This is a genomic window from Luteimonas cucumeris (assembly GCF_007830035.1).
Taxonomy (GTDB): domain Bacteria; phylum Pseudomonadota; class Gammaproteobacteria; order Xanthomonadales; family Xanthomonadaceae; genus Luteimonas_C; species Luteimonas_C cucumeris.
Map to the genome: position 1 here is coordinate 176,640 of NZ_VLKN01000003.1, position 16,832 is coordinate 193,471.

Below are 16,832 nucleotides of genomic sequence, written 5' to 3' on the forward strand. Positions count from 1 at the left end.
AGCAGGGCTTTATACGCGGCCGGGCCGCATGGCGGAACCCTAGCATGAGCGCACTCCCGCAGTGGCTCAGAACGCATGGCTTCCAGCATCGACATCAACCGCATCCTGACGGCGCCGCGCTGGATAGATCCGGCCTTCCTGGATTCGCCGATCCTCACCGACGCCGCCCTCGATGACATGCTCGGTTGCCGGCTCTCGGCCAAGCTGGAAACGGAGAATCCGATTGGTTCATTCAAGGGACGCGGCGCGGAGTTCTTCGCCGCGACCGCGCTCGCGCCAGGCGAAGCGGTAGTGTGCGCATCCGCGGGAAACTTCGGGCAGGGCCTGGCATGGGCGGCGCGCAAGCGTGGCCATCGCTGCAGCGTGTTCGCCGCCGAAAACGCCAATCCGGTCAAGGTGGAGGCGATGCGTCGCTTCGGCGCCGAAGTGCGACTGCTCGGCGCGGATTTCGACGCGGCCAAGGACGCGGCCTGGCGATACGCCGCGGTGAGTGGGCTGCGCCATGTCGAGGATGGCGCGGAGCCGGCGATCGCCGAGGGCGCGGGCACGATCGGCATCGAGCTGGTCGCGGCCGGCACGTTTGACGTCGTCATCGTGCCGCTGGGAAACGGCGCCCTGCTCGCCGGAGTCGGCACGGCGCTGCGTCATCTGGCGCCGCGTACGCAAGTCATCGCCGTGGTGGCGAGCAATGCGCCGGCGATGAAACTCTCGCTCGACGCCGGACGCGTGGTGCAAACCGCGCGTGCCGACACCATCGCCGACGGCATCGCGGTGCGCGTACCGATCGCAGCGACGCTGCCGATGCTGCGCCATTGCTGCGATGCCGTCGTCTCGGTATCGGAGCAGGCGCTTTTCGAAGCGATGACGCTCGCGCACCGGCGCCTGGGCAGGATCGTCGAAGCGGCCGGCGCCGCCGGTATCGCCGCGATCCTGGCGGAGCCGCAGCGTTTCGCCGGACAGCGCGTCGCCACCCTGCTGTGCGGCCGCAATGTCGAGACCGGGATGCGCGAACGCCGCTGGCATGAGTGGCCACCGCCACGACTTTCCGCTTCAAAGCCCAAGGACCGATCGATGAAACTCCTTTACCAGACGCACTCGCCCCATGCACGCAAGGTGCTGGTCGCCGCTCATGAAACCGGCCTCGCCGGAACCTTGCAGGTGATCCACCACGAAACCAGTCCGACCCGGCGCAATGAGGAGGTGTTCGCGCTCAATCCGCTCGGCAAGGTGCCTGTGCTGATCTGCGACGACGGTACGGTGCTGTTCGATTCGAACGTGATCTGCGAGTACCTGGACGGCCTGCACGCCGGCGAACGGCTGATTCCGCAGGACGCAGCGGAACGCTGGCAGGCGTTGCGGCTGCAGGCCCTGGCCCAGGGCATGGCGGACGCAGGTATCGCGATGCGCTGGGAGGCTGAGCGGCGCCCGCCGTCACTGCGCTGGCCCGACATGCACGAGGCGCAATTGCAGAAGATCGCTGCCGGCTGCGATTTCGTCGAACGTGAGCTCGGGTTGGGTGCTCCCGTTGGCATCGGCGGGATCGCGCTGGCCACCGCGCTGAGCTGGATCGAATTCCGCGATCTCTACCCCTTCGGCGTGGGCCGGCCGCGGCTGTCGGCCTGGTACCAGGAATTCTGTCGACGGCCCTCGATGCTGGTCACGACCCTGTCCGGCGACACCCGGGATTGAGCAGCAGGACGCGCTGCTACTCGAACTCGTAGTTCATGTCCGGTCCGGCCATCGCCAGGAAGTGGCCCTGCACGTAATCGACGCCACTGCTGAACAGGAACGTCATGCTGGCTGCGTCCTGCACGAACTCGGCGATGCTGCGGATGTCGCCCTCGCGTGCAATTTTCGCGATCTCGCGCACGCGCACCTGCTGTTCGTCGTTCTTGCTCAGGTCCTGCATGAAGCCGCGGTCGATCTTGACGAAATGCGGCTTGAAATGCGCCAGCAGCTGGATCGAGTTGAGGCCGGAGCCGAACTGCTCCAGCCCGACCCGGCAGCCGAGCTTGGCGGCGCCGACGAGGAAGGCCTGCGCGGCCTTGAGGTGGGTGAACACCTTGGATTCGGGCAGCTGCAGGATCAGGCACTCGCCCGCGGCGCGCTGCGATGCCAGCTGTTCGGAGATGAGATCGAGCAGGACGTTGTCGCCCAGCGAGGCCTGGGTGATCTTGACCAGCAACTGCACCGGTTTCCCGGCACGCGAGCGTTCGCCGATGATGCGGATCGCACGCTTCACCACCCAGCGATCGATTTCGGCGATCAGTCCGTGTTCCTCGGCGATCGGCAGGAACGCCTGCGGCTGCACCAGTTCGCCATCGCCGCCATCCAGGCGCAGGAAGCATTCGTACATCGCGCCGGGCTCGCCCTGCAGGCTGATCACCGGCTGGTAATGCAGCAGGAAACCATCCTCGTCGATGGCCTTGCGCAGGCGCGACACCCACGCTTCGATGCGTTCCTCCTCGGCGCGGTCCAGTGCGCCCGGATCGTAGAGCTCGACCCGGTTGCCGCCGACGCCAAGCGCGGACTGCAACCCTTCGCTGGCGCGGGCGAGGATCGGGGCCAGGCTGGCGTTGCGTTCGCTGATCTGCACGCCACCGATGCTCACGGTCATGCTGAGCGAGCGTGCACCGGCTTCGATGACGGCCTTGGCCAGGCCGGCGCGGATGTTCTCGGCCAGTTGCGCGGTGCGTGCATGATCGCTGTCGCGGGCCAGCACCGCGAAACTGTATTCGCCGAAGCGCGACGCCTCGTCGTCTTCGCCCAGCAGCGGTTGCAGGCGCTGCGCCAGGGCGGCGGCCAGCGCGTCGGCGGCGTCCAGGCCGATTTCCTGCAGCAACTGCTGGTGGTGGTCGGGTTCGATCAGCAGCAGGCCGTGATTGGCGCCGTTCTGCGCGGCTTCGGAGACGGCCGACTCCAGCGCATGCAGGAAGGTCTGGCGGTTGAGCAGGCCGGTGACCTGGTCGCGGCGACGCAGTTCCTCGACTTCGCGCGCCAGTGCCGGGTCGGTTTCCTGGCGGCGCAGGACGATCTGCAGGCACGATTCGTCGTCGTAGGTGGCGGCCGTGAATTCCATCAAGGCCGGGAAGGTGTTGCCGTCGAGGCCGCGCGCTTCCAGGTCGTATCGCGGCGGCGGTGCCTCGCCCTTGCTCATGCCCTTCAGCAGCTGCTTGAAGCTGTCGACGTGCGCTGGTGCCACCAGGTCGAGCAGCGACATGCCTTCGATGTCGTCGAAGGATTCGAAGCCGAACATTTCCAGATAGGCGTCGTTGGCACGGATGTGCATGCCTTCATGCACATAGGCGATCGGGTCGCGCGAGGAGGTGATCAGCGCGTCGCAGCGGCGCTCGGTCTCGCGCATCTGCGCTTCCAGCCGGCGCAGGCCGCGTCGCGCCTCGAGATCGGTAAATTCGCTGCGGACCACGGTCTGCACGTGGTCGATGCGGCCGCGCAGCGCCACGTTGCGTGCGCCCAGCGCCACGGCGTCGAGCAGGGCGGTATCGTCTAGCTTGTCCAGCAGCAGAATCAGTGGCAGATCCTTGCCGCTGGCGTCGAGGATCGCCATCGTCTCGGCGGCACTGACCTGCTGCGCCGTCTTTGCGGCCAGTACCAGGTCCAGCGGCTGCGAGCCGACCATCGCCGCCAGCTGCGCGGCGTTCTCGGGACGCGACGGACGCACGGCGAGACCGCCATTGCGCAGGCCGCTGACGATGGCCTCGGCGTCCTCGACGCTGTCGTCCACCACCAGCAAGCGCACCGTCGTTTCCCTGCCTGTCTGCATCCGCTAGCTCCCCGGGGTCACTGGGCCAGCCGCCAAAATACATCAAACCATCGATGCAATACATTGATGCAGTGGGAAAAACGCTCGATCAGAGCGCGCGCTTCGCACTGTCGCCGGCGACCTCGCGGACCAGCTTCGGCACCAGGTAACCCGGCAACGCAGCGACCAGCGCGGCGTGCAGGTCGCGGGCACGGTCGTCGGCAACTTCGAAATGCGCCGCGCCGGCCACCCGGTCGAGCTGGTGCAGGTAGTAGGGCAGCACGCCGGCCGCGTAGCCGCGTTCGCACAGCGCGGCGAGGGCTTCGGCGGAATCGTTGACGCCGCGCAGCAGCACCGCCTGGTTGAGCAGGGTGGCGCCGCTATCGCGCAGCCGCGCCAGCGCGGTATCGACCGCGGCATCGAACTCGTGGGCGTGGTTGGCGTGGATGACGACCGCCACCGGCCAGGGCAGGCTGCGGAGCCAGGCGAGCAGGGCATCGTCGACGCGTTCCGGCAGCACCACCGGCAGGCGCGTATGCAGGCGCAGCCGGCGCACGTGCGGGATCGCGGCCAGCGCGCGGGTCAGTTCCTCAAGTTTTGCGGTCGCCAGCGACAGCGGATCGCCGCCGGACAGGATCACCTCGTCGATGCTGCTGTCGGCCTGGATCACGGCGACTGCCGCCTGCCAGCCGTCGCGCGCAGCGGTTTCGTCCGCGTACGGGAAATGACGGCGGAAACAGTAACGGCAATGCACCGCGCAGCTGCCGGTGGCGACCAGCAGGGCGCGGCCGCGATACTTCCGGATCACGCCTTCGGCCGCGCGCGCGGCGGCGTCGCCGACCGCATCCAGCCCGAAACCCGGCACCACCCGGGTTTCGTCGATGATCGGCAGCACCTGGCGCAGCAGGGGGTCATCGGGGTCGCCGTGGCGCATGCGGGCCACGAATCCGCGGGGTACGCGCAGCGGAAACTGCGCCGCGGCCGCATCCGGGATGGTGGCCGCCAGAGCATCCAGGCTGAGCATGGACAGCAGTTCCCGTGGATCGCGCACGGCGTCACGCCAGAGCTGCTGCCAGCGCGGCGCCGGAACGGCCACGTGTAGGGGGATGGGGGCTGCGGTTATCATTTGCGCCTTGGAATCATTGCCGCAGGCCGCGGATGCGGTCCGGCCAGCCTCCATTCTATTCGTCGCACCTCCGGCTGCGGCGGATTCCCCTCTATCCGCAGGAGTTGCAGATGGCCAGCTATGGCATGAACGACGTCAAGACCGGGCAGAAGATTCTGGTCAACAACGAGCCTTGCATCATCACCGAGACCGAGTACGTCAAGCCGGGCAAGGGCCAGGCGTTCACCCGCATCAAGTACCGCTTCATCAAGTCCGGCCGCGTGGTCGAAATGACGATGAAGGCGACCGACTCGGTGGAAGTGGCGGACGTGGTCGACACCGACATGCAGTTCCTGTATTCGGACGGCGAACACTGGCATTTCATGCAGCAGGAAACCTTCGAGCAGGTCCAGGCGGACAAGGCCGGCGTCGGCGACGCGGCCAAGTACCTCAAGGGCGAGGAGGATTGCGTGGTCACGCTGTGGAACGGCACGCCGATCGCGGTGCAGCCACCGAACTTCGTCGAGCTCAAGATCACCGAGACCGATCCCGGCGTGCGCGGAGACACCTCCGGCGGCGGCGGCAAGCCTGCGACGCTGGAAACCGGCGCCGTGGTCCGCGTGCCGCTGTTCGTCAACCAGGACGAAATCATCAAGGTCGATACGCGCAGTGGCGAGTACGTCAGCCGCGTGAAGTGACGATTCGGCCCGTGTCCGCAAAGCGGACACGGCTTTGCCAAATCGTCATCCCGAGCGCAGCGAAGGATCTGCTATTCGCTCCCAGTGCTTATTGTTCGCGACAAGACACAGGTTCCTCACCAAGTTCGGAATGACAGCGTGAAGGCATGACGGATACACCGGTTCCCCAATCCTGCGACCTCCTCATCGAAGCCGGCTTCGTCATTCCGGTCGAGCCGCACGGCGTGGTGCTGGAAGACCACGCCGTCGCAGTACGCGATGGTGTCATCGTCGCGATCCTGCCGACGCACGACGCCCGTACCCGCTTCGAAGCGAAAGAAACCGCATCACGCCCCGATGCCGCACTGATCCCGGGGCTGGTCAACGCCCATACGCACAACCCGATGACGCTGCTGCGCGGCGTCGCCGACGACCTGCCGCTCAAGGTATGGCTGCAGGAACACATCTGGCCTATCGAGGCCGCGGTGATGGGGCCTGATTTCGTCGCCGACGGCGTCACCCTGGCGATCGCCGAGATGTTGCGCGGTGGCACCACCAGCTGCAACGAGAACTATTTCTTCCCCGACGTGCAGGCGGCCACCTACCGGCGTTACGGCTTCCGCGCGCGCGTCGGCCTGCCGGTGATCGACTTCCCGACCGCCTGGGCCAGTTCGGACGATGAATACTTCGACCGCGCCGGCGAGGTCCACGACCAGTGGCGCGACGATGCACTGATCGCCACCGCGTTCGCGCCGCATGCGCCGTACACGGTGTCGGACGCGAATTTCGAACGCATCCGCATGCTGGCCGATCAGCTCGACGTGCCGGTGCATCTGCACCTGCACGAGACCGCGCAGGAGGTCGCGCAGTCGCAGCAGCAGCATGGCCAGCGGCCGCTGGCGCGGATGGATCGGCTGGGCCTGGTCAACGACCGCCTGATCGCGGTGCACATGACGCAGCTGACGCCGGGCGAAATCGCCTTGTGCGCCGAGCGCGGCGTGTCGGTGGTGCATTGCCCGGAGTCCAACCTCAAGCTCGCTTCCGGCTTCTGCCCGGCCTGCGCGTTGCAGCGCGCAGGCGTCAACCTGGCCCTCGGTACCGATGGCGCGGCCAGCAACAACGACCTGGACATGTTCGGCGAAGCGCGTACCGCCGCGATCCTGGCCAAGGCGGTCGCCGACGATGCCGCCGGTTTCGACGCCTTCAGCGCATTGCGCGCGGCCACGCTGGCAGGCGCCAGGGCGATCGGTTTCGACGACCGCGTCGGTTCGATCGAACCGGGCAAGCAGGCCGACCTGGTATGCATCGATCTGTCTGCGCTGGAAACGCAGCCGCTGCACCACGTGGTGTCGCAACTGGTCTACGCGACCGGCCGCCACCAGGTCAGCGATGTGTGGATCGCGGGCAAACCGAAATTGCGCGACCGCGAGCTGGTCGAGATGGATGTGGCCGAGATCATCGCCAACGTGAAGCAGTGGCGCGAAAGGATCGCGGTGATCGGTCGGTGAATTCCAGGACGCAGCGTATTCTTGTTTGTTGTCATCCCGGCGATAGCCGGGGCCCATTTTGATCTTGTCTCGAAGTGGTCGTGCCATGAACAACAACAGCAAAAATGGATCCCGGCTTTCGCCGGGATGACGGAAGGTAGAGTGTTCGAATGGACAGCACCGGCGCCAACAACGACAACTTCAGCCAGGCCGAGCTCGACAAGTTCGGCGCGCTCGCCAACCGCTGGTGGGATCCACAAGGCCCGCAGAAGGCGTTGCACGCACTCAACCCCGCGCGCCTGGGCTACGTTGCCGCGCGCACGCCGTTGCCCGGCGCGACCGTGCTCGATGTCGGTTGTGGTGGCGGCCTGCTCAGCGAGGCGCTGGCGAAGGCGGGTGCACAGGTGACGGCGATCGATCTGGCGCCGGAACTGATCCGTATCGCCAAGCTGCATCGTCTCGAATCCGGCGTCGAAGTGGACTATCGACTCAGTCCGGTGGAAACGCTGGCGGAGGAGCAGCCTGGCCGCTACGACGCGATCACCTGCATGGAAATGCTCGAGCACGTGCCCGATCCGGCGGCGATCCTAATGGCCTGCGCCACACTGCTCAAGCCGGGTGGACGCCTGTTCGTGTCGACGCTCAACCGCACGCCGGCGGCGTTTGCGCTGGCGATCGTCGGCGCCGAATACATCGCCGGCTTGCTGCCGAAAGGCACGCACCAGTACCGTGAATTCATCAAGCCATCCGAACTGGCCGCCTGGCTTCGCGCGGCCGGACTCGACCTGGAAGATGTCAGCGGCCTGATGTACGAGCCTTGGCGCAATGCCGCGCGCGTGATCTCGCGCACCGACGTCAATTACCTCGCCTGCGCGGTGAAGCCGGGAACCGGGAATGCGGCATAGGGTCCTGGAACGACAGGGTGGGGCTACGCGTTTTCCGCGACTGGTGCTGTTCGATCTCGATGGCACGCTGCTCGACAGCGCGCCGGACATGCTGGCCACCGTCAACGCCCTGCGCACCGAACGTGGGGAAGCGGCCATGGTGCTCGAGGAACTGCGCCCGCACGTGTCGAAAGGCTCGCGCGCGATGTTGGCGGCGGCGTTCGCACGCGATACCGATGCGCAGCGCGAGGCGATGGTCGCCCCGTTCCTGGCGCGCTACGAAGCCGAACTGGCATTGCATGGGCACCTGTTCGACGGCATCGAGGAACTGCTGGCCGCGATCGAGGCCGACGGTGCGCGCTGGGGCATCGTCACCAACAAGCCCGAATACCTGGCCCGTCTGCTATTGCCGTTGCTGGGCTGGCAGACGCGCTGCGCAATCCTGATCGGCGGCGACACGCTGCCGCAACGCAAGCCGCATCCACTGCCGCTGCTGCACGCGGCGCAGGCCCTGGGTATTGCGCCGGAGGATTGCGTCTACGTCGGCGACGACGAGCGCGACATCATCGCCGCGCGCGCTGCCGGCATGCCTTCCGTGGTCGCGCTGTGGGGTTACCGCCTGCCGGACGACGCGCCGGAACGTTGGGGTGGTGATGTCATGCTCGAATCGCCACGCGACCTGCTCGACACGGCGGCGTGGCCGTCGCATTCGCCCGCGTGAGCGATCCGGTCGCGCTCGATGGTTTCATCGGCAAGTGGCGCGAGCGCTGGCCGGAATGGGCCGTGGCCGAAGTGTTCGTGCCGGCGCAGCAACGGCAGCTGGTGACGGCCTGGTTTGCGCTGCTGCAGGAACTGACCGATGCGGCCTGGGCCGGCGACGATCCGACGCCGGGCAGCGCCAAGCTGGGTTGGTGGCAGGAAGAATTGCAGGGCTGGTCGCTGGGCCGGCGTCGCCACCCACTGGGTACGGTGCTGCAGCGCCACGACGCGCCCTGGGCAGAGCTTGCCTCGGCCTTGGCGTCGTTGCGCGCGAGCCGTGATTTGCCGGCCGGAACAGGATCGGCACTCGCTGCATTGGATATTTTCGCAGCGGCCGTGGCAGCGCTCGAACGGGCGCTGTTCATCGCCGAAAACAGCGCCGCCGGCACTGCGAACGTTGCCGCGACCCTGCTCGCGGTCCATCCCCGCTGGTCGGGCAGGGACGCCGATCACATCCGCGATCTGCTCGCGCAATGGCCTGTGCGTGAAGGCCCGCGGCCGCGGCGGATCATCGCTGCCCTGGCCCGTGCGCGACTGGGCCGCACGACCGCCGTGCCGGCCTGGCGCGTGCTGTGGACCGCCTGGGGCGCCGCCCGGCACTGAGCGTTGCGCAGGCGTTGCCTTGCGGGCCGCTACAATGGCCGCATTGTCTGGTTTCGAATTCTGCGGGAAACGCCGTGTCTTCCTCTCCCTCGATCCCCTCGCGCCTGCCCGATGTCGCCGACGACGCCGTCGCGCTCGCCCGCCAGCTCAGCTGGGTGGGCATGGACCGCATCGCGTTGCCGCTGCGCGTGCACGGCGCCGATGGCGATACGCTGCAGGTGGCCGCTTCTATCGATGCGGCGGTCAACCTGCAGGATGCCGGCGCGCGTGGCATCCACATGTCGCGGCTGTACCTGCGCCTGCAGGACGCCTTCGCCGGCGAGGCGCTGACTCCGGCCGGCCTGCGCCGCGTGCTGCAGGACATGGTCGAATCGCAGCGAGGCCTGTCGACGGCGGCGCGGCTGGTGATCCGCTACGACCTCCTGCTCAAGCGCCGTGCGCTGGCCAGTGAACATAGCGGCTGGAAGAACTATCCGGTCGAGATCGAGGCCACGCTGCGCGACGGGCACCTGAAGCTGGCCGTCGCGTTCGCGGCCGAATACTCCAGCACCTGTCCGGCATCGGCGGCATTGTCACGTCAGCTCAATGCCGAGCGTTTCGCCGAGGACTTCGCCAACGCGCATCCGCTGTCGACCGGCGTGGTCAGCGAATGGCTGCATTCCGAGCGCGGCTTGGCGGCCACACCGCATGCCCAGCGCAGCCGCGCCGACGTGCGGGTCGAACTGCGCGCGGCCTTCGACGAACTGCCGTTCACAGCGTTGATCGACAGCGTCGAGCAGGCAGTCGGTACGCCGGTGCAGACCGCGGTCAAGCGCGAGGACGAACAGGCCTTCGCGCGTCTCAATGCCGAGAACCTGATGTTCTGCGAGGACGCCGCTCGGCGCGTCGCCGCCGCCTTGGCCGATGACGCGCGGGTCGATCGCTATGACGTGACCGTATCGCATTTCGAGAGCCTGCATGCGCACGATGCGGTGGCGAGGGTTTCGGGCGTGGGCAACCGCTCGTAGCCGTCGTTCTCGCGTAGACGGCAGCCCAGAGGGCTTGCATTGCTCGTTCCTGTGAACGCCGGGATCCTGCTCAGCTGCTTTTGCTGCAAAGTGCAGAGCTTCCGCCTTGCGGCGGGTCACTTTCTTTGCTGGCCCAAAGAAAGTAACCAAAGAAAGGGCCTGAAGCCCGAATGGCATTCGTTGCGTACGACGATTAGGGCCCTAGTCGCTTTCGTCGCGACCATTGCTCCTGTTCCAGCTTCGACATTGAAATGCGACCGCTGCCGTCAGTCGATTCGTGACGAGATCAGTTGGCGTTGTTGGGCGATGGCTGAGCTGCGACTTAGCAATCGCTACGAGCGAATTTTGGTCGAGACCTTGTCAGGTACGCCACTGTCGTTGCTATGGCTTTTGCGCCGCGAGCGAGACGACACAAATCGGCTTCTGGCCCTTTCTTTGGTTACTTTCTTTGGGCCAGCAAAGAAAGTGACCCGGCGAAGCCGGAAGCTTTGGGCCTTCTTGTCTAGCACGGTGCCGTACAGTTGCACTGTGATCTATGCCGATCATTACCTCTTGATCATGGCTCGCCGCGCCGCGGAACCAAAGAAGGCAGTGGTTATCGCTTCTCGAGCACCAGCAGAGGATCGATACGCACATCGAACCAGTTCATCCCCCAGTGCAGATGCGGCCCCGTCGCGCGCCCGGTGGCACCCACGGCGGCAATCACCTCGCCTTGCTCGACCCGGTCGCCGACCTTCACGTCGATCCGCGACAAATGCAGGAAATTGCTGCTGACGCCGTGCCCATGGTCGATCAGCAGCGTGCCGCCGGTCAGGTACAGATCGGGTGCGGCGAAGGTGACGATACCGGCGGCCGGTGCCTTGACCGGCGTGCCTGTGGGCGCGGCGATGTCCATGCCCGAATGCGCTGATTTCGGCGTGCCGTTGTAGATGCGCTGGTTGCCGAAGCGGCCGCTGATGCGGCCTTGCAGTGGCCATGCGAAAGCCTGTGCAAAGTCGGCGCGATCGTCGTCGCGCAAGCGAGCGGCGACCACCTGCGCCTGTTCGCGTGCGATCCGCGCCGCGATCGCCGGTAGCGGATGCACCGTCTTCGGCGGCACGCCGTCGATGCGTTCGATCGGCCAGTCGCGCGCGGTTACCAGGATCGCCACCCGCTCACTGCTGCCGTCCGCCCGCAGCACTTCGATCGACACCGGGCCTTTCTCATCCCGGCCGACACCGAATACCACGCTGCCATACGGCGTCACGCGCAGCTTTCGACCGGCATAGCGCACCTCGCTGCCGGCTGGCACCTTGCCGATCACCAGCGCGCCCTGCGAAACGGAGGAGGGGAACACGACACGCTGGTCGCCCGCATAGGACGCACGAGGGGTCGGTGACGGCGGCCCGACCTCGGCCTGCACGACGGCGCATATGGCAAGCAGAAGCCCCAGCAACGCGGCTTCCGGCCTCAACGCGCGAATTCCAGCCGCTTGCCATTGGGCGTGCCGACCAGCATCCGGCCATCCCACGCAAGCTGGCCGTTGACCCAGGTCGAGGCGATGCGCGAGCGGAACGTGGTGCCTTCGAACGGCGACCAGCCGCATTTGGACAGCACGTCCTCGCGCTGCACGGTAATCGGCGTGCCCTCGATCATCACCAGGTCGGCCCAGTAGCCCTCGCGCAGGAAGCCGCGCTCCTTGACGTCGAACAGCTGTGCCGGCGCATGCGCGAACTTGCGCACCACCTGCGCGGTGGTCAGCGAGCCTTCGTGCACGCATTCCAGCGCGGCGTTCAGCGCGTACTGCACCAGCGGCAGTCCGCTCGGCGCCGAAGTGTAGGGACGTGCCTTTTCCTCCAGCGTGTGCGGCGCGTGGTCCGTCGCCAGCACGTCGATCACGTCGTCCGCCAGCGCACGCAACAGCGCTTCGCGGTCGCCGGCATCCTTGATCGCCGGATTGCACTTGATCAGGTGGCCGAGCCGCGCATAGTCGGCGCGGTCGAAACGCAGGAAGTGGATGCAGGTCTCGGCGGTGATGCGCTTGCGTACGCCGTCGGCATCGATCAGCGGGCCCGGCGTGAACAGCGCCAGTTCATCGGCGGTGGAGATGTGCAGCACGTGCAGGCGCGTGCCGTGCTTCCTGGCCAGCGCGATCGCCAGTTGCGTCGACTTCATGCAGGCCTCGCGGCTGCGGATGTCCGGGTGATATTCGGCCGGAATGTCGTCGCCGTATTTCGCCCGGTAGCGGGCGAGTTCGGCGTCGATCATCGGCGTGTCTTCGCAATGGGTGATGATCGGCGTCGGCGCCTCGCGGAAGATGCCGTCCAGCGTGTCCGGATTGTCGACCAGCATGTTGCCGGTGGACGCGCCCATGAACACCTTGATGCCCGGCGCGGTCAGCGGATCCAGCGTACGGATCGCGTCGAGGTTGTCGTTGCTGGCGCCCATGTAGAAGCCGTGATTGCCCCAGGCGCGGCCGGCGGCGCGGCGGTACTTGTCTTCCAGCGCCGCGGCGTCCAGCGTCGGCGGGCTCGTGTTGGGCATGTCCATGAAGCTGGTCAGCCCGCCGGCGACCGCGGCCGCCGATTCGGTGGCCATGTCGGCCTTGTATTCCATTCCCGGTTCGCGGAAATGCACCTGGTCGTCGATCATGCCCGGCAGCAGCCGCCGGCCGCAGGCGTCGACCACCGCGTCGCCGGGGTGCGCCGCCAGGCCCGTGCCGATCTGCGCGATGCGACCGGACTCGATGCGCAGGTCGCCATCGAATTCGCGGTCTTCGTTGACCAGGCGGGCGTTGACGATCAGGGTCGAGGGCATGTGCGCGGTTCCGTGTCGGTGTTGCGAAGGGATGTCCAGGCGGTCAGACCGGCGGTACAGGATCGTGGCCGCCCGGATGCAGGGGATGGCAGCGTCCGATCCGGCGCAGCGCCAGCCAGCTGCCCTTGATCGCGCCGAAACGGTCGATCGCCTGCATCGCATATTCCGAGCAGGTGGGCATGAATCTGCAGCGCGGGCCGAGCAGCGGGCTCAACCAGCGTTTGTAGACGCGCAGACAGGCGATAAGGAAGTGTTTGACCAAGATACCTGAACATCGTGTCGCGGCGCGCAGGCATGCGCGGTTGCCGCTGTAAGCCCATTAGGCTATAACAGCGCGCTTTCCCGCCTCAAGGGAAGAGGAACATCAGCTCGTGGCAGTAAAGAAACCAGCGAAGAAATCCGCCAAGGCCGTCAAGAAGGTCACCAAGCCGGCAACCAAGAAGACGGCTGCCAAGAAGCCGGCGCCCAAGCCCGCCGCCAAGAAAGCGGCCGCGAAGAAGGTCGCCAAGAAGCCCGTAGCGAAGAAGCCGGCCGCCAAGAAGGCCGCGCCCGCCAGGTCCGCTGCGGTCAAGAAGCCGGCAGCCAAAAAGCCGGTCGCGCGGAAGCCGGCCCCCAAGCCGGTCGCAAAGAAGGCTGCGCCGGCCAAGACCGTGGCCAGCAAGCCCGCGCCGAAGGCCGAAGCCAAGGCTGCACCGGTCGTGGCCAGGAAGCCGGAAGTGGTGGCACCGCCCAAGCCCGAACCTGCAGCCAGGAAGCCGGCGACCAAATCCGCTCCGACTGCGCCGGCTCCCGCCCAGCCTGTGGCCCGCCCCGCTGCGTCGCGCCCGGTCGGCAAGGTCGCCGTGGCCGTCGTCGCCAAGCCGCAGGCGCCCGCGCCGCGCGACAAGGTGAAAGTAGTGCCGTACAAGACCGACGAGGCCACTGGCCGCCCGATCCTGCCTGCTGGCTACAAGCCGGCCGCGGACGAGGAGTACATGAGCGCCTTGCAGCTCGAGTATTTCCGCCAGCGCCTGCTCGACTGGCGCGCGGACCTGGTCGAGGAATCCAAGCAGACCATCGAGAACCTGAAGGACGAGGTCCGCGACGTCGGCGATGAAGCCGAGCGCGCGACCCGCGAAACCGAGAACTCGCTGGAACTGCGTACCCGCGATCGTTACCGCAAGCTGATCGGCAAGATCGACAGCACGCTCAAGCGCCTGGAAGCAGGCGACTACGGTTACTGCGTCGACACCGGCGAGGAAATCGGCCTGGAACGCCTGGAAGCGCGTCTTACCGCTGAACGCACGATCGATGCGCAGGAGCGTTGGGAGCACATGCAGAAGCAGATGGGCGACTGATCGTCGTCCTCGCTTCGCAACACGAACCCCGCCGCGCGCGGGGTTTTTGTTGCCGGTCGTGCCGGCGCCTGCGCAGACTGGCCCTGATGTCGATCGAGGACGCTGCTCATGCCGACTGCCAACGATCCGTTCATGCGCGAGGCGATCTCATTGGCGCGTGCCAATATCACCCAGGGCGGCCGTCCCTTCGGTGCGGTGGTCGCGCGCGACGGCGAGCGGATCGCGAGCGCCGCCAACCGCATCCATGACACCTGCGATCCCACCGCGCATGCCGAGTTGCTGGCGATCCGCGAGGCCGGGCGCCTGCTGCGGAGTCCGCGACTGGACGGCTGCGTCGTCTATGCCAGTGGCCATCCATGCCCGATGTGCCTGGCTGCCATGCACCTGTGTGGCGTGTCGGCGGCGTACTACGCCTATTCCAACGAGGATGGCGAACCCTATGGCCTGTCGACGGCTGCGATCTACGCTCAGATGGCACTGCCGCCGGCGGCGCAGTCGATCGTCGTCGCGCAGTCGCGGCCCGCGATGGAGAATGGCCTGTACGCGGAATGGGCCGCGCTACGCTGATCGTGTCCTGCCGCCGGCCTTCGACAGTAGTCCTATGCCGCCGTTTTCGAGAAAACCTCCGCGGCCGCGCCGTAAAGATCGCGTAGATCCAGACGACGCAGTTTGGGTGCAAGCCTTGCGGTCGCGGCGACCACGCCCAACGTCATGCAACCACCGAAGATCACAGAGGGCACCAACCCCATCAGCCGCGCAGCCAGTCCTGATTCGAAGGCGCCCAGCTCATTGGACGAGCCGATGAAGATGCCGTTGATCGAGGAAACGCGGCCGCGCAGGTGGTCGGGCGTGGCCAGTTGCAGGATGGTCGTGCGCAGGACCACCGACACCCCGTCGCACATGCCCGACAGCAGCAGCATCAGCATCGACAGCCACAACTGGCGCGACAGAGCGAAACCGATGATGCACAACCCGAAACCGGCGACCGCGAACAGCAGCAGGCGTCCGGCGTGGCGTTGCGGTGGTCGCCTCGCCAGCCACAGTCCGACCAGCACCGCGCCGGCAGCCGGTGATGCCCGCAACAGTCCGAGCGCTTCCGGACCGGCCTGGAGGATGTCGTTGATGAAGGCCGGCAGCAGCGCGACCGCGCCTCCAAACAGCACCGAGAACATGTCCAGCGCCTGCGCGCCGAGCACGATCTGGTTGCTGAACACGAAGCGCAGGCCTTCGCCGATGCTCTTGAACACCGGCGCGCGTTCGGCCGGCAGCGCCGGCTCGGTCACGCGCAGGCTGACGATCGCCACCGCGGCAGCGGCAGCGAACGCAGCCGCGACCAGGTAGGTGACGGTCAAGCCCTGCCAAGCGATCAGCGTGCCGCCGAGCGCGGGGCCGGTCACCAGCCCGGTCTGCATCACCACGCTGCCGATGCCGGCACCACGGGCGAACTGCCCGCGCTTGAGTACGCGCGCGAACAATGCGTTGTAGACCGGGCTGAGGAACGCGCGTACCACGCCATTGACGGCGATCGCCACGTAGATGCTGATCGTGCCCAGGGACGGCAACGTGCCGCTGGCTACGCCGGCAAGCACCAGGGTCGTCAGCAGCAGGCCGAGGCAGGCGAACATGCCCAGTTTGCGCCGCGGCAGATGGTCGACCGCGTAGCCGGCGAACAGGGCGAAACAGAAATAGGGAATGACCTCGGTCAGGCCGATCAGTCCCAGCGAAAGCGGATTGCGCGTGATCTGGTAGATCTGCCAGCCGACCGTGACCGCGACGATCTGGTAGGACAGCGTCGCCAGCACGCGATACAGCAGCAGGCCGGTGAAGCCGCGGTTGCGCAGCAACGACGCGACCTCGCCGCGGGCGACGCTCACGACGAGACGCGTTGTGCGGTTTCGCGGATGAAGGCGAGCAGGGCGGCGAGCCCGTTGCTGCGGGTCGGCGACAGGTGCTTGGCCAGGCCGATCGAGGCGATGTAGTCCGGATCGGTCGCCAGGATCTGCGCGGCGGACCGGCCCGAATAGACGCGCAGCGCCAGGTAGATCAGGCCGGAGACGATGGCCGAATCGCTGGCCGCGGCGAAGTCGAGCCGCGACGCATCGCCGGAAGGCACGATCCAGACCATCGACTGGCATCCGAGCAGGCGATGCTGTTCGGTTTTCAATTCATCCGGCATCGGCGGCAGCTTGCGGCCGAGATCGATCAGGTACTGGTAGCGTTCGGACCAGTCGCCGAAGAACGCGAATTCCTCGGCGATGGCGCTTTGCGCTTCGGCAGGCGTGGATTCGAGAGGGAAAGCAGAGTCGTTCACGTTTTGCTCTTGAGCCGTCATGACCAGCCGTTCGGCTGTTGAAACTCGCGAAGGCGGGAACCCAGCGGCTTCGGCTGCCACAATTATAAGTTGGTTGGCCAGG

16 protein-coding genes are annotated in these 16,832 nt (G+C 66.7%); 9 read left to right on the forward strand and 7 right to left on the reverse strand.

Features of this window, described 5'->3' with window-relative positions; translation table 11 throughout:
* Positions 1-75: 75 nt before the first annotated feature.
* A complete protein-coding gene (locus tag IP90_RS16750; protein ID WP_199753419.1) occupies positions 76-1,689 on the forward strand; it encodes a pyridoxal-phosphate dependent enzyme in 1,614 nt (537 codons plus the stop codon).
* A 16-nt stretch (positions 1,690-1,705) separates the two neighbouring features.
* Here IP90_RS16750 and IP90_RS06920 read toward each other — a convergent pair whose 3' ends face one another.
* Together IP90_RS06920 and epmB are read right to left on the reverse strand one after the other, a co-directional pair.
* Complete coding sequence (locus IP90_RS06920) at positions 1,706-3,784, reverse strand: EAL domain-containing protein (protein WP_144898888.1); 2,079 nt, start codon at positions 3,782-3,784, stop codon at positions 1,706-1,708.
* Positions 3,785-3,872: 88 nt separating this feature from the next.
* Complete coding sequence (gene epmB / locus IP90_RS06925) at positions 3,873-4,889, reverse strand: EF-P beta-lysylation protein EpmB (protein ID WP_144898889.1); 1,017 nt, start codon at positions 4,887-4,889, stop codon at positions 3,873-3,875.
* 110 nt (positions 4,890-4,999) lie between these two features.
* Here epmB and efp point away from each other — a divergent pair, with 110 nt between their 5' ends.
* The 6 genes from efp (at position 5,000) to folE2 (ending at position 10,285) form a co-directional block, all read left to right on the forward strand.
* Complete coding sequence (gene efp, locus IP90_RS06930; RefSeq protein ID WP_144898890.1) at positions 5,000-5,566, forward strand: elongation factor P; 567 nt, start codon at positions 5,000-5,002, stop codon at positions 5,564-5,566.
* Between the two features lie 146 nt (positions 5,567-5,712).
* Positions 5,713-7,053: a TRZ/ATZ family hydrolase gene (locus IP90_RS06935; RefSeq protein WP_144898891.1), complete on the forward strand. Its 1,341-nt coding sequence runs from the start codon at positions 5,713-5,715 to the stop codon at positions 7,051-7,053.
* A 149-nt stretch (positions 7,054-7,202) separates the two neighbouring features.
* Positions 7,203-7,937, forward strand: a complete 735-nt coding sequence (ubiG, locus tag IP90_RS06940; RefSeq protein WP_144898892.1) for a bifunctional 2-polyprenyl-6-hydroxyphenol methylase/3-demethylubiquinol 3-O-methyltransferase UbiG — start codon at positions 7,203-7,205, stop codon at positions 7,935-7,937.
* Positions 7,927-8,637, forward strand: a complete 711-nt coding sequence (locus IP90_RS06945) for a phosphoglycolate phosphatase (protein WP_144898893.1) — start codon at positions 7,927-7,929, stop codon at positions 8,635-8,637. The genes ubiG and IP90_RS06945 overlap by 11 nt, the downstream gene beginning before the upstream one ends.
* Positions 8,634-9,278, forward strand: coding sequence for a phytoene/squalene synthase family protein (locus tag IP90_RS06950; protein ID WP_144898894.1), 645 nt, complete (start codon positions 8,634-8,636; stop codon positions 9,276-9,278). The genes IP90_RS06945 and IP90_RS06950 overlap by 4 nt, the downstream gene beginning before the upstream one ends.
* A 74-nt stretch (positions 9,279-9,352) precedes the next feature.
* Positions 9,353-10,285 carry a GTP cyclohydrolase FolE2 gene (gene folE2 / locus IP90_RS06955; RefSeq protein ID WP_199753420.1) on the forward strand — a complete coding sequence of 311 codons (933 nt, stop codon included), beginning with the start codon at positions 9,353-9,355 and terminating at the stop codon, positions 10,283-10,285.
* A gap of 595 nt (positions 10,286-10,880) precedes the next feature.
* Here folE2 and IP90_RS06960 read toward each other — a convergent pair.
* From IP90_RS06960 to yidD, 3 genes are read right to left on the reverse strand one after another with little or no spacing between them, the layout of a single operon-like run.
* Positions 10,881-11,687 carry a M23 family metallopeptidase gene (locus IP90_RS06960; protein WP_242007528.1) on the reverse strand — a complete coding sequence of 269 codons (807 nt, stop codon included), beginning with the start codon at positions 11,685-11,687 and terminating at the stop codon, positions 10,881-10,883.
* A 47-nt stretch (positions 11,688-11,734) separates the two neighbouring features.
* On the reverse strand, positions 11,735-13,081 hold the full coding sequence (locus IP90_RS06965) for a dihydroorotase (protein WP_144898896.1): 1,347 nt from the start codon (positions 13,079-13,081) through the stop codon (positions 11,735-11,737).
* Positions 13,082-13,124: 43 nt separating this feature from the next.
* Positions 13,125-13,346 (reverse strand): membrane protein insertion efficiency factor YidD, encoded by a 222-nt coding sequence (gene yidD / locus IP90_RS06970; RefSeq protein WP_425477085.1) that lies wholly within the window; start codon positions 13,344-13,346, stop codon positions 13,125-13,127.
* 106 nt (positions 13,347-13,452) lie between these two features.
* Here yidD and dksA point away from each other — a divergent pair, with 106 nt between their 5' ends.
* Both dksA and IP90_RS06980 read left to right on the forward strand, forming a co-directional pair.
* Complete coding sequence (dksA, locus tag IP90_RS06975) at positions 13,453-14,418, forward strand: RNA polymerase-binding protein DksA (RefSeq protein WP_144898898.1); 966 nt, start codon at positions 13,453-13,455, stop codon at positions 14,416-14,418.
* 108 nt (positions 14,419-14,526) lie between these two features.
* Positions 14,527-14,985: a nucleoside deaminase gene (locus tag IP90_RS06980; protein ID WP_144898899.1), complete on the forward strand. Its 459-nt coding sequence runs from the start codon at positions 14,527-14,529 to the stop codon at positions 14,983-14,985.
* Between the two features lie 32 nt (positions 14,986-15,017).
* On the opposite strand, the gene IP90_RS06985 is transcribed toward IP90_RS06980, so the two are convergent.
* Together IP90_RS06985 and IP90_RS06990 are read right to left on the reverse strand one after the other, a co-directional pair.
* Positions 15,018-16,292 (reverse strand): MFS transporter, encoded by a 1,275-nt coding sequence (locus IP90_RS06985; protein ID WP_144898900.1) that lies wholly within the window; start codon positions 16,290-16,292, stop codon positions 15,018-15,020.
* Entirely contained in the window at positions 16,289-16,729 is a 441-nt protein-coding gene (locus IP90_RS06990; RefSeq protein ID WP_199753421.1) for a SufE family protein, read from the reverse strand. Before IP90_RS06990 ends, IP90_RS06985 begins: the two co-directional genes overlap by 4 nt.
* Positions 16,730-16,832 lie beyond the last annotated feature (103 nt).